Source organism: Sorangium sp. So ce394 (genome assembly GCF_051474665.1).
Taxonomy (GTDB): Bacteria; Myxococcota_A; Polyangia; order Polyangiales; family Polyangiaceae; genus Sorangium; species Sorangium cellulosum_D.
Genome location: NZ_CP150339.1, coordinates 5501302 through 5517598 on the forward strand (window position 1 = coordinate 5501302; position 16297 = coordinate 5517598).

Genomic DNA, 16297 nt, shown 5'->3' on the forward strand with positions numbered 1-16297 from the left:
GGACCAACGTCGAAGCACCGGTGACAGATCCCGACAGGCATGGATGGGGCGAGGACGAACCCAGTGTTTCCGCAGGCTGGCGACGCTGGAACAAACAACTATCGTCCAGCGCGACTACCCTGAAACAAATCTACGAGCCGAAAAAACTCTTGCACCGGCGCACTCGTGGAATAGCTTACCGCTCGCTGTCACGCAGAACTCAGCCGAGAGCGTGACCGCCTTCGGGCCCGCGGAGGCAGGTGAGCCGGCGACTGACGTCGTTGACTCGCATCAGCCGATGCGGAGCCGTGCGCCGGGAGCGCTGTCCCGGCGTGAGGTCGCTGATCTGTGGTCATAATGGGAGGGTTCCATGAAGAAGTCGCTTATCTCTCTTGTCGTCCTTGCCTCCGCCACGCTCTCCGCCGGTGCGATGGCGATCGACATCGACCAGGAGCTGAATGTCAAAATCGACACTGGCTTCGCTATCTCCGAAGCCAACACGTTGAAGTGCGATCCTTCCTTTCGTCGGGACGACGAGGACGGCGAGATCCTCGGTTTTCCGGCGGAGTTCTGTGTGCGCGTCTGCAAGGTGAAGTTCGAGGCGGACATCCCGGACAGCACCAACTTCTTCCTCCTGGAGAAGATGACGACCGGCAACTTCGACTGCGAGAAGTTCGACAAGAATGCGGTCGTCACCTACGTCACCATCGAACCCGAAAAGGTGAGCAAGCTCTTTTTCAAGTCTGAGAAGCGGAAGCTCAACGAGTTCGTGGGCGGCGAGGACCGCGACGGCAACCTCTGGGGCGCGTGCAGCTTCAAGGGGCTCGAATTCGTGAACTACAGCTGCAGCTTCCTGGCTGAGGAGGTGGACGAAGAGGAGGAGGAGGAGGAGCACACCGACGTCAGCGAGGCGCCGGCGACCGAGGGCTGATCCTCCACGCGCGATCCGGAGCGCCGCAGCTCGGCGGCCGGCAGGAGCTCCCGGGGTGCACACGGGAGCTCCGATGACCGGCGGCAGCGCGCGCCCCGGGACCTGAAGGAAGGGAGTCGCCGGCTTTCGCCGGCGGCTCTCCCTTTTTGTGCAGGCGTCCGCCGCACGACCGCCCGCTCGCCGGGGTATCCCACCTGGAGATACGACGATGCAACAGCACAGCTCACGAACAAGCTTTCTTCACCGATCCTCTGGCAGGCTCCTCCTGCTCGCCCTGCTCGCCATCGCGATCGCGGCCGCGGTGCTGCTGCTCGCCCGCCCCAGGGCCGAAGAGACCCTCTCCGCGGGCAGCGAGGAGGCCGGAGGCGAGACACGGAGGAGCCCGCCCACCTACCGGAACCGCGCTGTCCTGAGGTCACCCGCGCTGTCCGGGCCGCGCGAGCCCGAGAACCCGCGGATCGTCGGCGAGGTCTACGACACCGACGGCAACACGCTCGCGGGCGCGACCGTCGTCGCAACGACCTTCGAGGTCGCCGGCAACATCCCCTCGACCGCGCTCGCCGTGAAGAGCGACGAGCGCGGGCGCTTCGAGCTCAGCCTGCAGGACGGGACGTACCAGCTGAAGGCCGATCTGGCCGGCTACGGCCCGACGAACGCGGTCGCGCACAGCGGCGATACCGTGAGCCTCGTGCTCTCTCGGAGCGGTGTCATCACCGGGCGCGTCGTCGACGAGCGCAAGGAGCCGGTGCGCCGCTTCACCATCGATGTCCTCTCCGCCGTCCCCGACGACGTGCCGGCGCCGCCGCCGATGTACTCGCAGACGTTCGACAGCCCCGATGGGACCTTCCGCATCGACCAGATTCCTCCCTGGGACGTGATCCTCAAGGCCACGGCCGAGGAGCTCGCGCCGGGGTTCTCCGAGATGCTCTACGTCGAGCGCGGCCAGACGGGCACGGTGGAGCTCGCGCTCTCCCGGGGGTGCGTCCTCTCGGGGAGGGTGGAGGACGCGCAGGGCACGCCGCTGCCGGGCGTGTTCGTCGACGCCGAGTCGCGCCTCGGCGCCGGCTCGCTGAGCGAGCAGGCCCTCCGGTCTTCGGCCGACGTGCAGCAGACGCAGACCGGGGACGACGGCACGTTCCGGCTCGAGCATGTGCCCACGGGGGACATCCAGGTGCGCGCTTACGATGGGAGCCACGCGGTGACCACGGTGGCCTCGAACATCTCCGATTGCGGCAAGGTGGAGCCGGTCAAGGTGGTCATGTCCCCCGGCGGGAGCATCCGCGGCGTGGCGCGCCGGGACGACGGCTCGCCGATCCCCAACGCCAAGCTCACGTTGCTCGCCCGCTCCGTCGGCTTCGTGAACGTGGTGGCCGATGAAGAGGGACGCTATCGCGTCGACGACCTGCCCGCCGGGATGGTGCGCGTCGAGCTGCGCGACGGGAGCCGGGCCACCATGGTGTCCGTGAACGTCAAGGAGGGCAAGGTGGTGAAGCGCGACATCTCCCTCTTCGGCGAGGGGACCGGCGAGCTCCGCGGACGGGTCACCGCCGGCGACAAACCCCTCGCCGGGATCCGCCTCCTCGTCACCACGAACCGCGGCCGCAAGCCGGGCTTCGAGCGGCACATGCCGGTGACGGACAAGGACGGCAACTTCCGTGTGCCCTCGCTCGCCGCGGGAAACTACCTCATCACCGTCATGACCGCCTCGATCTCCAAGGGCGCCATCGTCGAGGAGGGCGCCGTCGCGACCGTGAAGCTCGACGTCACGCCGAAGCCCGCCCCCGAGGACAACAACTGATCCTCCACCCCCCACCCGCCCGGGGCCTTCACCTCGGCCGCAGCTCGGTCAGGACGAGCAGGTACTCCGGCGGGTTGTTCGGCGTCAGCTTGGCATACGGGTTCTCGGTGGTGGGGAAGCCGGTGAACCGCTTCGTGCTGTACTCGCCCCAGGACGGGTTCTTGAACAGCGGGATCACCGGCGCAGCCTCCACGAAGATCATCTGGATCGCGTCGAGGATGCGCTTCTGTTCGCTCGGATCCGTCGCGGCCTCGAACTGGTGGAACAGCGGGTCGGCGTGCTTCGCCCCGAAGCGGTGCCAGTTGCGCGCGCTCACCTCGCCGACGGGCTTCAGGAGCTCCGTGCTCATGAGATCCCGGTAGAAGTTGTACGGCGTCGGCTCCACCGTGGTCCACCCCATCGACATGTCGAACGCGCCCTTCTGGAGCGCCGCGAAGAACGCGCTGAAGTCGTACGTCCTCATCGTCGCGTCGATGCCCACGGTCTGCAGGTTCTGCACGATGATCTGCACCGCGCGGACCCAGTCCGACCAGCCGCTGACCACGTTGATCTCGAAGCGCAGCGACTTGCCGTTCCTCGTCCGGATCCCGTCGGCGCCCCTCGGATACCCCGCGTCGTCGAGGATCTCGTTCGCCCGCTGCGGGTCGAACCTCACCCAGTCGCCCGCCGCCACCGCCTTCTCGCTGCGAAACCGCTCGTAGGAGTCGTCCAGCCCCGTCGCGTCCGCGCCGTGCGTGTAGTTGTCGGCCGCGAGCTTGACGATCTGCTCCCGGTCGATGGCCATGCTGATCGCCTTACGCACGCGCACGTCGTCGAACGGCTTCCTCGTCGCGTTCGGGTACAGCGTGGCCGTGCCGCCGACGAGCGGGAACCAGTAATGATGGTGCGCCGGATCCTTGGCGACGAAGACCCGCTCGATGTCCGGCACGAACGCGCCCGCCCAGTCGACCTCGCCGTTGACGAGCGCCATCGTCACCTGATCGTTGCTCGGGTACGCCGGGAAGCGCAGCCCGTCGACCGCCGGCTTGCCCTCCTGCCAGTAGTGCGGGTTCTTGCCGAGCTCGTACACCTGGTTCTGAAAGACCCTTACCTCGGTGAACGGCCCTGTCGCCACCGGGTTCTCGTTCGCGAACGTGACCGGATCGGCGACGTCCTTCCAGACGTGCGCCGGCACGATCGGCTGATGGCCGATGTAGCTGAGCCCGGGGACATAGGGCCGCCTCAGGACGAACTCGACGGTCGACTCGTCCTCCGCGGTCACCGCGCCGAGGAACCTCCACACCCCCGAGAGATCGAGCGCCGGGTGCTTCTTGAGCAGCGCGAACGTGAACGAGACATCCCTCGCCGAGAACGGCTGTCCGTCCGACCACTTCACGCCCGAGCGGACCGTGAACGTGAGCTTGCGGTTCCCGTCGCTCCACGCATAGCTCGTCGCGAGCCACGGCGTGTACTCGTTCCTCATCGTGTTGTAGATGAGCATCGGCTCGTAGATGCCGGCGACCGTCGGGAAGCGCACGCTCCCCTCGGCGAGCAACGGGTTGAAATTGCGCACCCAGGTCGCCTGCTGCTCCCGCGCGATCGTGACCATCGCGGCGCCCTTCGGCGCAGGCTTCGACGCGGACGCCGCCGGCTCCGCCTTCGCGGCCCGCTCCGGCGCGACGGAGCCGCTCTCCGGGCCTCCGCCCTTGGAGCGACAGCCGGACACCGCGCCGGTCGACAGGATCAGCGCCGACAGGAGGAGGGCTCGGCGCGGCACGGCTCGACTCATCCCAGGCATCCAGCTCTCCACGCGGGCACGCTCGATCTCCCCGCGATGATCCATTTCAATGACAGCACCCGATGCCGCGCCCGCTGCGGCACCCATCCACGATGGCTCGCCCCGAGGACCCTCGGGCCGAGCGCGACATCCCCGTGGTCACACTCTATCGGCGCATGTGGGCGGGTGTCAACTCGCCTGGATTGCCCGATTTCTGGATCTCTTCGCGCCGCTCCGCGAGACTGACGGCGGCTCGGCGACCCGACCGCGCTCGCGAGAGGCGCCGCCGCGCGGAGACCCTCCCAAGGAGCGGACCGTGACCACCCCCGCCTCACGAATCCTCGTCGACCTCAGCCACACCGTCGAGCACGGCATGGTGACGTACAAGGGCGTGCCGGCGCCCGTCCTCTGCGACTTCCTCTCGCGCGAGCAGTCCCGCGCCGTCTACGCGGAAGGTGTCGAATTCCACATTGGCCGCATCGACATGGTCGCGAACACGGGCACCTACGTGGACAGCCCGTTCCATCGCTATGCGGACGGCAAGGACCTCGCCGCCCTGCCGCTCGAATCGCTGGCCGATCTGGAGAGCGTGGTCGTCGAGGCGCGGGATCGGTCCGGGCGCGCGATCGACGAAGGCGCGTTCGAGGGGCTCGATCTCGCCGGCAAGGCCGTCCTCGTGCGCACCGGCTGGAGCGACCACTGGCGCACGGATCGCTATTTCGAGGGGCACCCGTTCCTCACGCGGGGCGCGGCGCGGCGCCTGGCCGGCGCGGGCGCCGCGTTCGTGGGCGTCGACACCTACAACATCGACGACACGGCCGATCCCACGCGGCCGGTGCACTCGATCCTGCTCGGCGCGGACATCCCGATCTGCGAGCACATGACCGGGCTCGAACGGCTCCCCGCCGCCGGCGCCCGCTTCTTCGCCGTCCCGGTGAAGGTCCGCGCCTTCGGCACGTTCCCGGTGCGGGCGTTCGCCATCGTGTGAATCGCGCGCGCCGCTCGCCGCGCAGGCGCGCTCCGCCCGCGCCGCCGCCGCGGGCGCGGCTCAGCCCCCGTCGAGCGGGAAGAGCTGCAGGTTGACGACGACCACGCGCTCGGGCGGCCGCGACTCGGCGATCACCGCGCGCATGTTCTGGTAATAGCTCACGTGGAGCTCGGAGAGCTTCGCCAGGTCGGCCTCGGAGACCGTGAACACGTTGAACGAGAAGCGCCCCTCGGCCTTGCGCGTGAGCCGCGAGAGCCCGACGCCCGCCCAGAAGCACTTGAGCCGGTGCTCGGCGTCCGGGTCGGGGCGCGTGTCCACCGTCCGGATCGGCGCGACGATCCACCGCCCGCGGCTCTTCCGGATCTGGCCGGCCTCGGCGAGCCGGTCGAGGCAGCGCGCCTCGTCCTCGGCGGGGAACCCGAGCCGCCGCGCGATCCACCCCGGCTCGTGGCGCGGCAGCGCGCGGTAGGACGGCATGTCCAGGGCGAGCAGGATCGCGGGCAGCAGCGGCTCCTCGTAGACGGCGCGGCGCTGGGCCTCGAGCGTGCGCCACGCCGCGCTCGCGGCCGGGAGCGCCGCCGGGTCGGCGAAGAGGGCCACGAAGTCGAGCAGGCGCAGCGAGCAGGCCTCGACCATCCGCAGGAAGTCCGGGAGCCGCGGCTCGGCCTCGCCCGAGAGCCAGCGCGCGACCGCATAGCGGCTCCTGCCCGCGCGGCGCGCCACGTCGACGATGGGCGACATCGATCGCAGCTCCGAGAGGAGCGCCGCGACGCCCTCGGCGGACGCCGGGTCGGTGTGCGCGAGCCAGGCGGGCGTCGAGGGGAAGAAGCGCCCCACCGCCCCCGCGACGTCGACGCCCGCGCGCCGGGCCGCGACGAGGAACGTGGCCGCGGTCGGCCAGCGCCTGCCCGACTCCCACGTGTACACGACGTTGGTGCGGAAGCCGAGCCGGCGGCTGAAGCCGAGCTGCGAGCGCCGGCCGCGGAGCGCGCGGATCAGCTCTCTTGCGAGGGATTCGTGGTTCACGTAGCGCAGATTCGCACATATACAGGCCTGTTTGCTCTATGAAATGTGCGAAGCTGAGCTGGCGTCGCTCCGGGGGCCGACGCAAGGTAGGCCGCAGGAGGTCATGAACATGCGCGAGCGGCTTTGTCTTTCTTGGGTGGCGGCGGCGGTGATGAGCGTTGGCCTGTGGGGGTGCGTGTCCGGCGAGGGCGGAGGGCCTTCGGACGACACGGCGCCGGGCGGCCAGATCGGCGGCGTCCAGGTCAACGAGGGCGGGTGCGACGAGGTGAAGGAGGACATCGGCGCCGACGACGTCTCCCCGCTGGGCTTCTCGGCGCGAGACGCGCTCTCCGCCCTCTCCGGGGAGCGCTCCGCCCCGCTCGCGTGGTCGAAGGGCGGCAGCACCACGGCGACGGTCGCCGCGGGCGAGCTCGTCGCGGCGCGCTTCGTGCGATCGACGGAGAAGGCGGTGGCGGACCGCGGACCTGGCGGCGCCGAGTCGACGGCGATCGCCGCGGACTGCGCGGATCACCTGCAGCTCGACGTCCCGCTGGCCTTCTCGACCGAGGACGGCGCGTTCGACGAGTCGTTCGCGGTCACGCTCAGGGTCCCGCAGGTCGGCGCGGGCCGCTTCTTTCACAGGATCGATGTCGACGCGCTCCAGGGCTCGTACGAGGTCACCGAGGTCGATCCCACCGAGTTCAGGGAGGTCTTCGTGTACCTGAGCGGCGAGCTGACCGGCAGCGCCGTCTCCGGCACGATCAGCGGCATCGCCGAGACCCACCCGGTCGGGACTGGGCCCGATTCGTCGGTATCTGGGCAGCCGTTCAACGTGGCGGATTTCTGAGCGCCGCGGCGGCGCCGCCCGGCGGCATGCGAGGGCCTTCGGACCTTCCGGCGCGGGCGGCGGCTCGCCCTCAGGCCGGGCGGCGCAGTTGCTCGCGGATCTCCATCAAGATCTTCCCCAGCATGTTCCGGCCGCTCCCGTCGCCCCCGTCGGCCCAGTAGGCGTCGTTCGCGGTGTGCTCGACCAGCTCGGCGTCCCCGGTGTCGAGCAGGGCGCGGCGGAGATCCTTGTGCTGGGTGAACTTCGCCAGCACCGCCTCGCGCATGATGTCGTCCTTCACCTGCTCCCAGTCGGGGCGCAGCGGGCGGCTCCGCTGGCGGCCCATGCGGGCCGCCTCGCCGGGGCCGGGGGCGCTCCGGATCTCCTCCTCGTGGTCCGTGCCGGCGAACTTCTGGGCCTGGAAGTAGTGCTCGCTCGTGGGCCACACCTTGCCTTTCAGCGTGAACGGGTGGCGCGAGAAGTTGGAGAAGAACCCGTGGGCGTCGCCGGCGCGGTAGAAGCGAATGACGGTCATGGCCCCAGTCTATCCCACGGCGCCGGCGGCGCCCGGCAGGAACCGCGCCGGGCCTCCCGCGAGCTGCGCCGCCGCTACTGGATGGCGCCGATCGTGTTGAGGAAGTCGTTGTAGTCGTCGATCTTCTCCGACAGGACCACGTCGATGCCGATGTTGACCCGGCCCTTGTCGTCGACCAGCGGGGCCAGGATCTGCTTTGTCGCGTCGAGGCCGATGGTGTCGATGCCGTAGAGGATGTAGGGCACGAGGTAACCCTCGTAGTACTGCCGCTGGGTGTGCGTGGCCCGGATGCGCCCCTCGCGCATGTACTCGACGGTCTTCGGATCGTAATCGAAGGCGACGATGGGGACACCCTCGATGCCCGCGGCCTCTGCGGCCATCACGAGCCGGTACGAGATGTTGAACAGGCCGAGCATGCCGACGACGGGCGGGTTCGCGGCCTCGAGGACGGCCTTCATCTGGTCGACGTCGGCGCTCTCTTCGCCGACGAAGGCGGCCTGGGTCACGGTGAACGTGTAGCCCGCCTTCCCGATCACATCCTGGGCCGCCTGCGTCCGGTCGAATCCGTCGGGCCAATCCTTTCCGGTGATGCCGTGGATCAACACCGTGCCTGGCGGATCGGGCAGCATATCGAGCAGGGTGCTCGCGGCCGTTTTTCCGGCAGAGTAGCCGAGCGATCCGACGTAGAGCGAGCGCTTCGAGTCCACCAGGTCGCTGTCGAACGTCACCACGTGGATCCCGGCATCGGCCGCCTTGTCGATGTTGGCTCTGTTCTCCTCGCCGAAGGGCGAGACGCCGATCCCCCTGGCGCCGTCCGCCACCGCCTGATCGATCTGCTGGTTCTGAAGATCCTGCGTCGTCGTGGGATCGTCCGAAGACTGGTCCGTGGGCCCGAGCACATTCCCGATGGCCTCGAGCTCGCCGAGGGCCCGGTTCGCGCCCACGGAGATCGGCTCGAAGAAATCGGACAGGTTTTTCGTCAGGACCACCATCTGCATCGACTTGAGGGGGGTCTTGTTGAGCTCGGCGACGAGGCTGTCGATCCTCGCCTCGAGCTCCATCGGAAAGAACTCGTTGTCCGGTATCTCCGCCCGCGTGATGGTGTCGCCCTCGGCGTCCTCGCCGCCGGCATCGCCGGATCCGCACGCCGCCGCCGCCAGCATGAGCCCGAAGGCCGCCCAGCATCGTCCCATCGTCTTCATGAGATCCCTCCTCGTCCGTGGTTCGCTCGGTCGCGCGGGATAACCTCGCGTGAAAGTCGATGCAGCAGCGAGCATGCTCGATCCTTCGTGTTACGAGAACGAGGATCTGGCTGTCAAGGGGGATGTAAATGTTCCGTTAGGGGAGGTTTGGAGGCCGAGGCACAATTCAGGGGAATGTGTGGCTCGGGGCACGGTCGCCGGAGCCCGGTCCCGAAGAACCGCGAGCCCATGTCCGGTGGATCGCGGCGTTTGGCTCGCGATGTAGGTGTGAATGCGAGAGGAGAGGGAAGGAGCCCTGGCGACGCCGCTCGGGCGGCGGGGCTAGGGCCAATGCCGGTCAGTTAAGCTCCATCCCCTTCAGATCGGCCGCTTCCGCGGGTAGTTGCTCATCTTGACCTTCACCGCGCGAGGGTACGTTCGTTCAGCGCGGCGTGGGGGTAGGATGAAGCGCTTCAGATCCCGGCGGAGGTTGTGCAGATGACCGGGGATGGCTCCGGGACGGGAGTCGCTCGACCAGAGCCACTCATCACGGATGAGACGTAGCGCCATGATGAAGCTGATGCGCGTCGGAGGGACGCGCGCCTCGGCAGCCACGCGCTCCATCTCCAGCCTGACGAGATTGTAGGCCAACAGCAGGCCCCAAATCTCCTGACGCACCATCATCGGCGTCTTGCTGCGGATGCTCTCACGTCGATCGAGCATTTCCGTCTTCAGCTCGTCGTAGGCGAGTTCCAGCTCCCAGCGCTCGTGGTAGAGCGCCGCCAGTTCCTTCGCCGCGTAGGCCACTGGATCGAGCAACGAGGTCAGCAGCGTCTTGGGCTCATGTCCGGGTCGCCGATAGCGGACGGCGCGCACGTGCCATGTGTTTGGCAGAGATGGGTCCTTGCGGCGGGCCTCGGAGCTGACGGCCATCTCTACCAGCGCATCGTCAGGGCCGTACTGCTTGATCACGCGCCACTTGGTGGTGGAGCGGGCGCGGGTCATCCAATGTCGTTCGCTGCCCGATCTCGTCAGCCCGATGAGAAAGGAGGCACCGAAAAATCCGCGATCCACGATCGTCAGCGAGCGATCGTGGATGTGGTCAACCAAAGGCCGTGCGTACTTCAGTTCATGAGTTGCGTAAGGACCAAAGTTGGCAGCTGCCAGCTCGTGAGAGCTCAGCACCATCAGACACACCAAGCGCACCTGCGGGTAGCCGCTGTCACCGCGTGAGCTCGAAGCGCCGCCAAACTCGGCACGGTTGTCCGGCGTGTCGGCCACGCGCAGCGTCGTGCCATCGATGCCGTATACGGCCAGGCCGCGGTAGCGATTCGCGTCGGCACTCTGGGTCGACCAGGCCAGGGCACTGCGCTCGAACAGCCACTGCATCGGCTCGTCGCCCAGCCGAGCGCGCGCCTGGGGAATGGCGCTGCGGGCGATCGCCCCGTTCGCACCGGGCAGAGCAAGATCCAGCTTGGTGACGACCTCCTCGATCGGCCGATCGCGCATCAGCGCCATGCCCAGCACAAGCCAGATGACCTGCTCGGCAGGCAGGCGTCGACGCCGCAGCGTAGCAGTACCGGTCGCGGCGAGCGCCTGCTCGATCCACTCGGCCGGCAAGTGCTTGCAGATGTTGTTGACGTCAGCCGGGCCGACGTAGTCGGCGGCAGCGAGCAGCGCATCGCGGAAAGCCATACTTAGCTTATTCCGGTGAGCGCACCGCTTTTGCCGCTGCGCCTCTCGCCCGCCCAAGAAGCTCGTCAAGTGCGCGAGATAGCGTCGACCTCGATCGGCTCCTGCTGGCGGTCGGCCGCGGTGCCATGAACACGCTCGTGTCCCCGGATGGGGGTGACGGGAAGCCGCACCGCTCGTCGCGGGCCCACAGCACCCGCAACCTTATGAATTTATGCGGTTTTCCCCTAACTGACCGGCATTGGGGCTAGGGCGCGTTGACGAACGGGTCGATGAAGTCGACGGAGATGTCGACCCGCGAATGCCAGCCGTCGGTGCAGATGCTGGGCGCCTGCACCCCTCCGAACGACGTCACGCCGACGATCGTGGGGACGCCGTTCACGTCCATCAGCGCGGGCCCGCCCGAGTCTCCCACGCACGTGTGGTGGTCCCGGTCGCCGAGGCCGACCAGAGACGGGGTGACGGTGTGGACGGTGGTCGACACGTGGAGCTTGAGGCCGCCAAACCCCCAGATCTCATGATCATCGCCGAAGCCGATCAGCCGGCCCGGCTCGCCGACCCTGGCCTCGGTCAGCGGCGCCCGGTTGTACGGAAGCGGCTGGATGGCGACGGGCTCCTGGAGAATGGCCACCGCGACGTCGTGCCCCGCCTGTTTGTTCGCGTGGTCGTACGCGGGGTCGATGTGGGTCTCGACCACGTTGACCCAGAACCCCTCCTCCCCATAGGAGTCGGTGCCGAAGAAGGCCGTGATGGTCCCGCCGTCGACCTTCTCCGGCGCCACGCAGTGGGCCGCGGTCAGGAGCACCTTCGGAGCGATGAGCGAAGCGGTGCAGATCTCCCCGAAGTCCTCGCCTTGCGGGTAGATGCGCAGCATCGCCACGGCCGGATCGCCCTCGTCGACGGTGCCTCCGATGATGCCCGCGGGCGTCTCGTCCGTCTCGGCCAGGGGGAGGTCGTCCACCTCTCCCGTGCACGCCGAGAGGATTGCTGCGGCCACGAAAATGATGCTTCTTCTCATGATAAGCTCCGCTTGGCTGTCGAGCTGAGCGAGAGGAGCCCAGGCGTGGACCTGGGCTGCCCCGAGAGCTCCCCGAGGACCGGAGAACGACGCTCGTCCGGCGCGCCCAGCGGCCTCGGTCCTCGAGGCTCGGCTGGTCCCTGCGCCGCCGCTCGTTGGTACCTGGTGAATGCGGCGACCTCGGTCGTCCTTCGCTCGAATGGCACGGACAGGGATCTTTTTCTGCTGCGCGCATCCCGGCCCACCGGGCGAGCTCGGCGCAGCGGTGACGTGGGCTGCGCGACGCGCTACGGCGAGCGCTGCGCGCGTCGTCCGAAGCGCGAGGGCGCGACTTCGTCAGGCTAACTAATTGTTCGTGATGGGGCTCCGCCGCGGGGAGGCCTGGATCGGGCGCATCGTCCCTCGCCGGCGGACCGCGACGTCATCGATGCTCGCCCAGCCACGCCCGAGCGAGCGCGAGCGTGCGGGCGTTCTCGGGCACGTTCTCGAGGAAGCCCGCGCGCCACGCGCGGTTCGCGATCTTCGCGGCGCGGGCCAGCAGCCGCTCGCGGCCGAGCGCGATGGCGGCGCGGGCCCCGCCGAGGTCGCCCGACGCCGCGAGCGCCTCGGCGTGCACCAGGTGGACCAGGGACTCGCCCGTCTCGAGGTGGCCGCGCGAGGTCACCGCCGCGGAGGCGAGCTCGGCGGCGCGCGCCGCGCTCTCGAGCGCCTCGGCGGCGCGGCCCTGGGCGAGCAGCACGTTCGCGAGCGTCGCGAGCACGCACGGCACGAGCGGGGGGACGTCGGCGAGGAGCTCGCACGCCCGGCGCGCCTCGGCCTCGGCCGCGGCGAGGTCCCCGGCGAGGCGGAAGACCTCGGCCAGGTAGATGTAGGTGCCGCCCTCGAGCCGCCGCTGGCCGGCCGCCACGAAGTGCCGGCGCGCCTCGAGCTCCAGGGCGCGCGCCTCGTCGAGGGCGCCGAGGTGGAGGAGCGCGCGGCCGAGGTTCTCCTTGGCGTGCGCCACCGTGTTCGCGAGCGCCAGGCGCCCGGCGTCGGCCAGGGCGGCGCGGATCAGGGCCGCGGCCTCGGCGTAGGCGCCGAGCTCGTTGCAGAGGTGCCCGGCGTTGCTCCGCGAGCTGCACGCCATGCGCGCGTCGCCCGCCTGCGAGAAGCCGTGCGCCGCCGCCTCGCAGCGCTCCCGCGCGGTGCCGAGATCCCCCGCCAGGATCGCCCGGTGCATGCCGAGGCGCAGGATCGTCGCGCTCACGGCCGGGTCGCCCCGGAACCGCTCGGCCACCGCGTCGATCCGGCGGCACAGCGCCTCGGCGTCCTCGCACTCGCCCCGCAGGACCAGGAGCCCGCTCGCCGCCTGCGCCATCACGATGAGCTCGGGGCCGCGCGCCGCCCGCTCGGACCAGCGCGCGCACAGCGTCCGGGCGAGCGCCGTGGCGCTCTCTTCATGGCCCAGCGGCGTCGCCGCCAGGGCCACCAGGTTCGCCGCGCGGTACCAGCGCACGCTCCCCTCCGGCAGCGCCGCCATCGCCGCGACCGCGTGCCGCTCGGCCGAGGCGAAATCCCCGCGGTAGCGGTGCGCCTCGGCCTGGATCGTGGCGAGCTCCCCGAGCTCGTCGCCGGCCGCGCCGCACGCGATCGCGCGCTCGGCGCGCTCGATCGCGGCCGCGTAGTCGTTGCCGCCGAGCGCCTGCTCGGCCGCGCGCCGGTAGCAGTGGATGGCGCGCCCGCGCTCGCCGCCGAGCTCGAAGTGCGTCGCCAGGACCATCGCGTCGGTCTCGCCCGACTGGGCGAGCCACTCGCCCGCGAGGCGGTGGCCGAGCGCCCGATCGTCCTCGGTCAGCATCTCGTAGGCCGCGTCGCGCAGGAGCGCGTGCCGGAAGGCGTACTCGACCTCGCCGTGGAACTTGGCGTCCGGCCGGCGCGCGATGAGCTCGCGCTGCTCAAGCTCCGCGAGGCCGGCGTCGAGCTCGGGCTCGTCCACCCAGGCGCCGAGCAGCGCCCGCGCGGCCCCGCGCCAGAACACCTCCCCGAAGACGCTGGCGGCGCGCAGCAGCCGCCGCGCCTCCGGCACGAGCCCGCCGAGGCGCGCCTGCATCATCGCGAGCACCGTCTCCGGCACGCCGCCGGGGCCACCCTCCGTCGCCGCGCGCACGAGCTCCTCGAGGAAGAACGCGTTGCCCGCCGACCGCCCCACGATCTCGGCGACCGTGGCCGCCGGCGCGCCCGGCCCGAGCGCCTCGCGCACGAGCCGCTCGCACGCCTTCAGCGACAGCTCCTTGAGCCGGAGCTCGGTGAGCGCGCGATCCCCCCAGAGACCCGGGAACGCCTTGCGCACCTCGGGGCGGGCGAGCGCCAGCACCATCAGCCGCTCGCCGGCGAGGAGCCGGAGCGCGGCGTCGACGTACTCGACGGTCGGCCGGTCGCCCCAGTGGAGGTCCTCCAGGACGAGCAGGACCGGCCGGGCAGCGCACTCGGCCCGGGCGAGCTCGACCCACGCCCACTGCATCTGGTCGCCCATGCGCTTCGCGTCCTGCCGCGCCGCCTGGAGCAGCACGCTGTCGTCGTCCGGGAAGGGCGTGCCCACCATCTCGCCGAGGAACTCGGTGACCGGCCGCCGCAGGGGCTCGGGCACGTGCGCGGACACGCGCGCGGCGAGCTTCTGCCGGCGCGCCGCGATCGGCTCGCCGTCGAGCAGCCGCGCCGCGCGCCGGACGATCTGGCCGAGCATGCCGAACGGCGCGCCGACGCGCATCGAGTCGCCGCGCGCGGTCCAGATCTCGACCGGCTCCCCGCGCGCCGCGAGGCGCCGCACGAGCTCGTGGCGCAGGCGCGACTTGCCGACGCCGGCGCCGGCCGTGACCAGCACCGCACGCGCCTCGGACTCGGCGGCGCACTCGTCGAAGGTCGCCTGCAGGAGGAGCAGCTCGTGCTCCCGTCCGACGCACGTCGTCGGTTTCCCGAGGAGCCGCCGCGCCTCGTCGGCGGGCTCGATCTCGCCGACGAGCACGAGCCCGCCCGCGCCGCGCGAGACCTCGAACCGGTCGCTCAGGAGGGCCGCGGTCATCGGGTCGAGCAGGATCGGCGGCGCGCCGTCGGTCTGGCCCTCGGCGCGGCCCTCGAGCAGCGCGCTGGCGCGGTCGATGACCTGCTCCATGGGCTGCGTCCGCTCGACCTCGTCCCAGCCGGTCGCGAGGGCCACGCGCGCGCCGGGCAGGAGCCCGCGGATCGTCAGGGCGCAGCGCGCGGCGCTCGTGGCGAGCTCGGTGGGCGAGCCGGCGCCCGGGAGCAGCGCCGCGAGGGAGCCGTCGCCGAGCAGCTCGAGCTGGGCGCCGTGGCGCGTCACGACCTGGCGGAGCGCCTGCGCGGTCAGGGCGAGGGCGTCGAGCGGGGGGGCGCCGCCGAGCGGGGCGGTCCGGTCGGCGGCGGCGAGGCCGCGCCCGATGTCGCCCGCGCCCGCGGCGAGGATCACGCTGGCGACGCGGCGCTCGCGGCCGGTGAGGGCGGCCGACGAGGCGGGCGCGCTCGACGAGGCCGGGCCGCCGAGCCGGGCTTCCAGCGCGCGCAGCGCCTCGACCACGGCGGCGGCGCTGGCGGGGCGCGCGGCGGGCTTCTTGGCGAGCAGCCGCGCGACGAACGCGTCGAGCGCCGCCGGCAGCCCCGGGCAGAGCGAGCTCGGCGGCGGCGCCTCGTCGAACACCACCTTGGCGAGCGTGGCCACGAGCTGCGCGGCGGCGAAGGGCGGCCGGCCCGTCAGGCACGCGAACAGCACGCACCCGAGCGCGTACAGGTCGGCGCGGGCGTCGATCTCCTGCTCGCCGGTGACCTGCTCGGGCGGCATGAACGACGGCGTGCCCAGCGTCTGCCCCTCGCGCGTCAGCGCGTACGTGGCGTCGCGGAGGTGGACGAGGCCGAAGTCGACGATCTTGACCCGATCGAGGTCGCCCTGCGGGAGGAAGAGGTTCTGCGGCTTGATGTCGCGGTGGACGACCCCCTGGCCGTGCGCGGCCTCGAGCCCCTCCGCGACCCTGGCCGCGAGCCGGAGCGCCGCGGCCGGCTCCAGCCGCCCGCGCGCGAGCCGCGCGCCGAGGTCCTCCCCCTCGAGCCACTCCATCACGAGGTACGGCTCGCCGTCCGCCATCACCCCGTGGTCGACGTACCGGACGATATGGGGGTGCTGCAGCGCGGCCAGCGCGCGCGCCTCGCGGGCAAACCGCTTGAGCGCCTCCTCGCTCGGATCCCGGAGGACCTTGATCGCCGCCGGCTCGCCGGTCTCGACGTGCCGCGCGAGGTAGACGGTGCCGAGCGAGCCCGCCCCGGCCCGCCGCTCCACCACGTGATGCGGTCCGATCCGCTGACCCGGTGTCATTCCGACAACAGTATTGCATAAGCGACCGCGCCAAAGGCCGCGGGCGCGCCGCGGGCGCGGGGCGATCGACCCGGAGATCCCGGCGACCGGGCCGCCTCTTCCCGCAAAAATGCCCGCGATTCGCGGCCGCGCAGCGTTTGCCTACATGTAGGGAATTTGGAACCAGGTCGCCGGATGGGGTACGCTGCAAGTTTCGCCGCAAAAAAGTTGTTCGTTCGGCGCGCCATG

Annotated in this window: 11 protein-coding genes; 4 read left to right on the forward strand and 7 right to left on the reverse strand. The window is 70.6% G+C overall.

All coding sequences use genetic code 11. The features are described 5' to 3' along the window. Positions 1-349 precede the first annotated feature (349 nt). Both WMF33_RS20150 and WMF33_RS20155 read left to right on the forward strand, forming a co-directional pair. Positions 350-910: a hypothetical protein gene (locus WMF33_RS20150; protein ID WP_437338662.1), complete on the forward strand. Its 561-nt coding sequence runs from the start codon at positions 350-352 to the stop codon at positions 908-910. A 208-nt stretch (positions 911-1118) separates the two neighbouring features. After that, positions 1119-2708 carry a carboxypeptidase regulatory-like domain-containing protein gene (locus tag WMF33_RS20155; RefSeq protein WP_437338663.1) on the forward strand — a complete coding sequence of 530 codons (1590 nt, stop codon included), beginning with the start codon at positions 1119-1121 and terminating at the stop codon, positions 2706-2708. A 28-nt stretch (positions 2709-2736) separates the two neighbouring features. On the opposite strand, the gene WMF33_RS20160 is transcribed toward WMF33_RS20155, so the two are convergent. After that, the gene (locus tag WMF33_RS20160; protein ID WP_437338664.1) at positions 2737-4464 is read right to left on the reverse strand and encodes an ABC transporter substrate-binding protein; all 1728 of its coding nucleotides are present in this window, start codon (positions 4462-4464) and stop codon (positions 2737-2739) included. A 316-nt stretch (positions 4465-4780) separates the two neighbouring features. Here WMF33_RS20160 and WMF33_RS20165 point away from each other — a divergent pair, with 316 nt between their 5' ends. Further along, the gene (locus WMF33_RS20165; RefSeq protein ID WP_437338665.1) at positions 4781-5452 is read left to right on the forward strand and encodes a cyclase family protein; all 672 of its coding nucleotides are present in this window, start codon (positions 4781-4783) and stop codon (positions 5450-5452) included. A 60-nt stretch (positions 5453-5512) separates the two neighbouring features. Here the strand turns inward: WMF33_RS20165 and WMF33_RS20170 are convergent, their stop codons facing one another. Further along, positions 5513-6478 (reverse strand): DUF4423 domain-containing protein, encoded by a 966-nt coding sequence (locus tag WMF33_RS20170; RefSeq protein ID WP_061623014.1) that lies wholly within the window; start codon positions 6476-6478, stop codon positions 5513-5515. Between the two features lie 109 nt (positions 6479-6587). Here WMF33_RS20170 and WMF33_RS20175 point away from each other — a divergent pair, with 109 nt between their 5' ends. Further along, positions 6588-7304 carry a hypothetical protein gene (locus WMF33_RS20175; protein WP_437338666.1) on the forward strand — a complete coding sequence of 239 codons (717 nt, stop codon included), beginning with the start codon at positions 6588-6590 and terminating at the stop codon, positions 7302-7304. Positions 7305-7374: 70 nt separating this feature from the next. Here WMF33_RS20175 and WMF33_RS20180 read toward each other — a convergent pair whose 3' ends face one another. The 5 genes from WMF33_RS20180 to WMF33_RS20200 all read right to left on the reverse strand — a co-directional run bounded on the left by WMF33_RS20180 (position 7375) and on the right by WMF33_RS20200 (position 16069). Further along, complete coding sequence (locus WMF33_RS20180; RefSeq protein WP_437338667.1) at positions 7375-7818, reverse strand: NADAR family protein; 444 nt, start codon at positions 7816-7818, stop codon at positions 7375-7377. Positions 7819-7892: 74 nt separating this feature from the next. After that, complete coding sequence (locus WMF33_RS20185) at positions 7893-9020, reverse strand: substrate-binding domain-containing protein (RefSeq protein WP_437338668.1); 1128 nt, start codon at positions 9018-9020, stop codon at positions 7893-7895. A 357-nt stretch (positions 9021-9377) separates the two neighbouring features. Then, positions 9378-10694, reverse strand: a complete 1317-nt coding sequence (locus WMF33_RS20190; RefSeq protein ID WP_437332111.1) for an IS4 family transposase — start codon at positions 10692-10694, stop codon at positions 9378-9380. A 244-nt stretch (positions 10695-10938) separates the two neighbouring features. Beyond that, entirely contained in the window at positions 10939-11709 is a 771-nt protein-coding gene (locus WMF33_RS20195; protein ID WP_437338669.1) for a S1 family peptidase, read from the reverse strand. A 421-nt stretch (positions 11710-12130) separates the two neighbouring features. Next, positions 12131-16069, reverse strand: coding sequence for a serine/threonine-protein kinase (locus WMF33_RS20200; protein ID WP_437338670.1), 3939 nt, complete (start codon positions 16067-16069; stop codon positions 12131-12133). Between the last annotated feature and the right edge of the window lie 228 nt (positions 16070-16297).

Excerpts from the sequence above, each read along its gene's own strand:
- WMF33_RS20150 (WP_437338662.1), top strand. The coding sequence starts at position 350 with ATGAAGAAGTCGCTTATCTCTCTTGTCGTCCTTGCCTCCGCCACGCTC.
- WMF33_RS20155 (WP_437338663.1), top strand. The coding sequence starts at position 1,119 with ATGCAACAGCACAGCTCACGAACAAGCTTTCTTCACCGATCCTCTGGC.
- WMF33_RS20175 (WP_437338666.1), top strand. The coding sequence starts at position 6,588 with ATGCGCGAGCGGCTTTGTCTTTCTTGGGTGGCGGCGGCGGTGATGAGC.
- WMF33_RS20180 (WP_437338667.1), bottom strand. The coding sequence starts at position 7,818 with ATGACCGTCATTCGCTTCTACCGCGCCGGCGACGCCCACGGGTTCTTC.
- WMF33_RS20185 (WP_437338668.1), bottom strand. The coding sequence starts at position 9,020 with ATGAAGACGATGGGACGATGCTGGGCGGCCTTCGGGCTCATGCTGGCG.
- WMF33_RS20190 (WP_437332111.1), bottom strand. The coding sequence starts at position 10,694 with ATGGCTTTCCGCGATGCGCTGCTCGCTGCCGCCGACTACGTCGGCCCG.
- WMF33_RS20195 (WP_437338669.1), bottom strand. The coding sequence starts at position 11,709 with ATGAGAAGAAGCATCATTTTCGTGGCCGCAGCAATCCTCTCGGCGTGC.
- WMF33_RS20200 (WP_437338670.1), bottom strand. The coding sequence starts at position 16,069 with ATGACACCGGGTCAGCGGATCGGACCGCATCACGTGGTGGAGCGGCGG.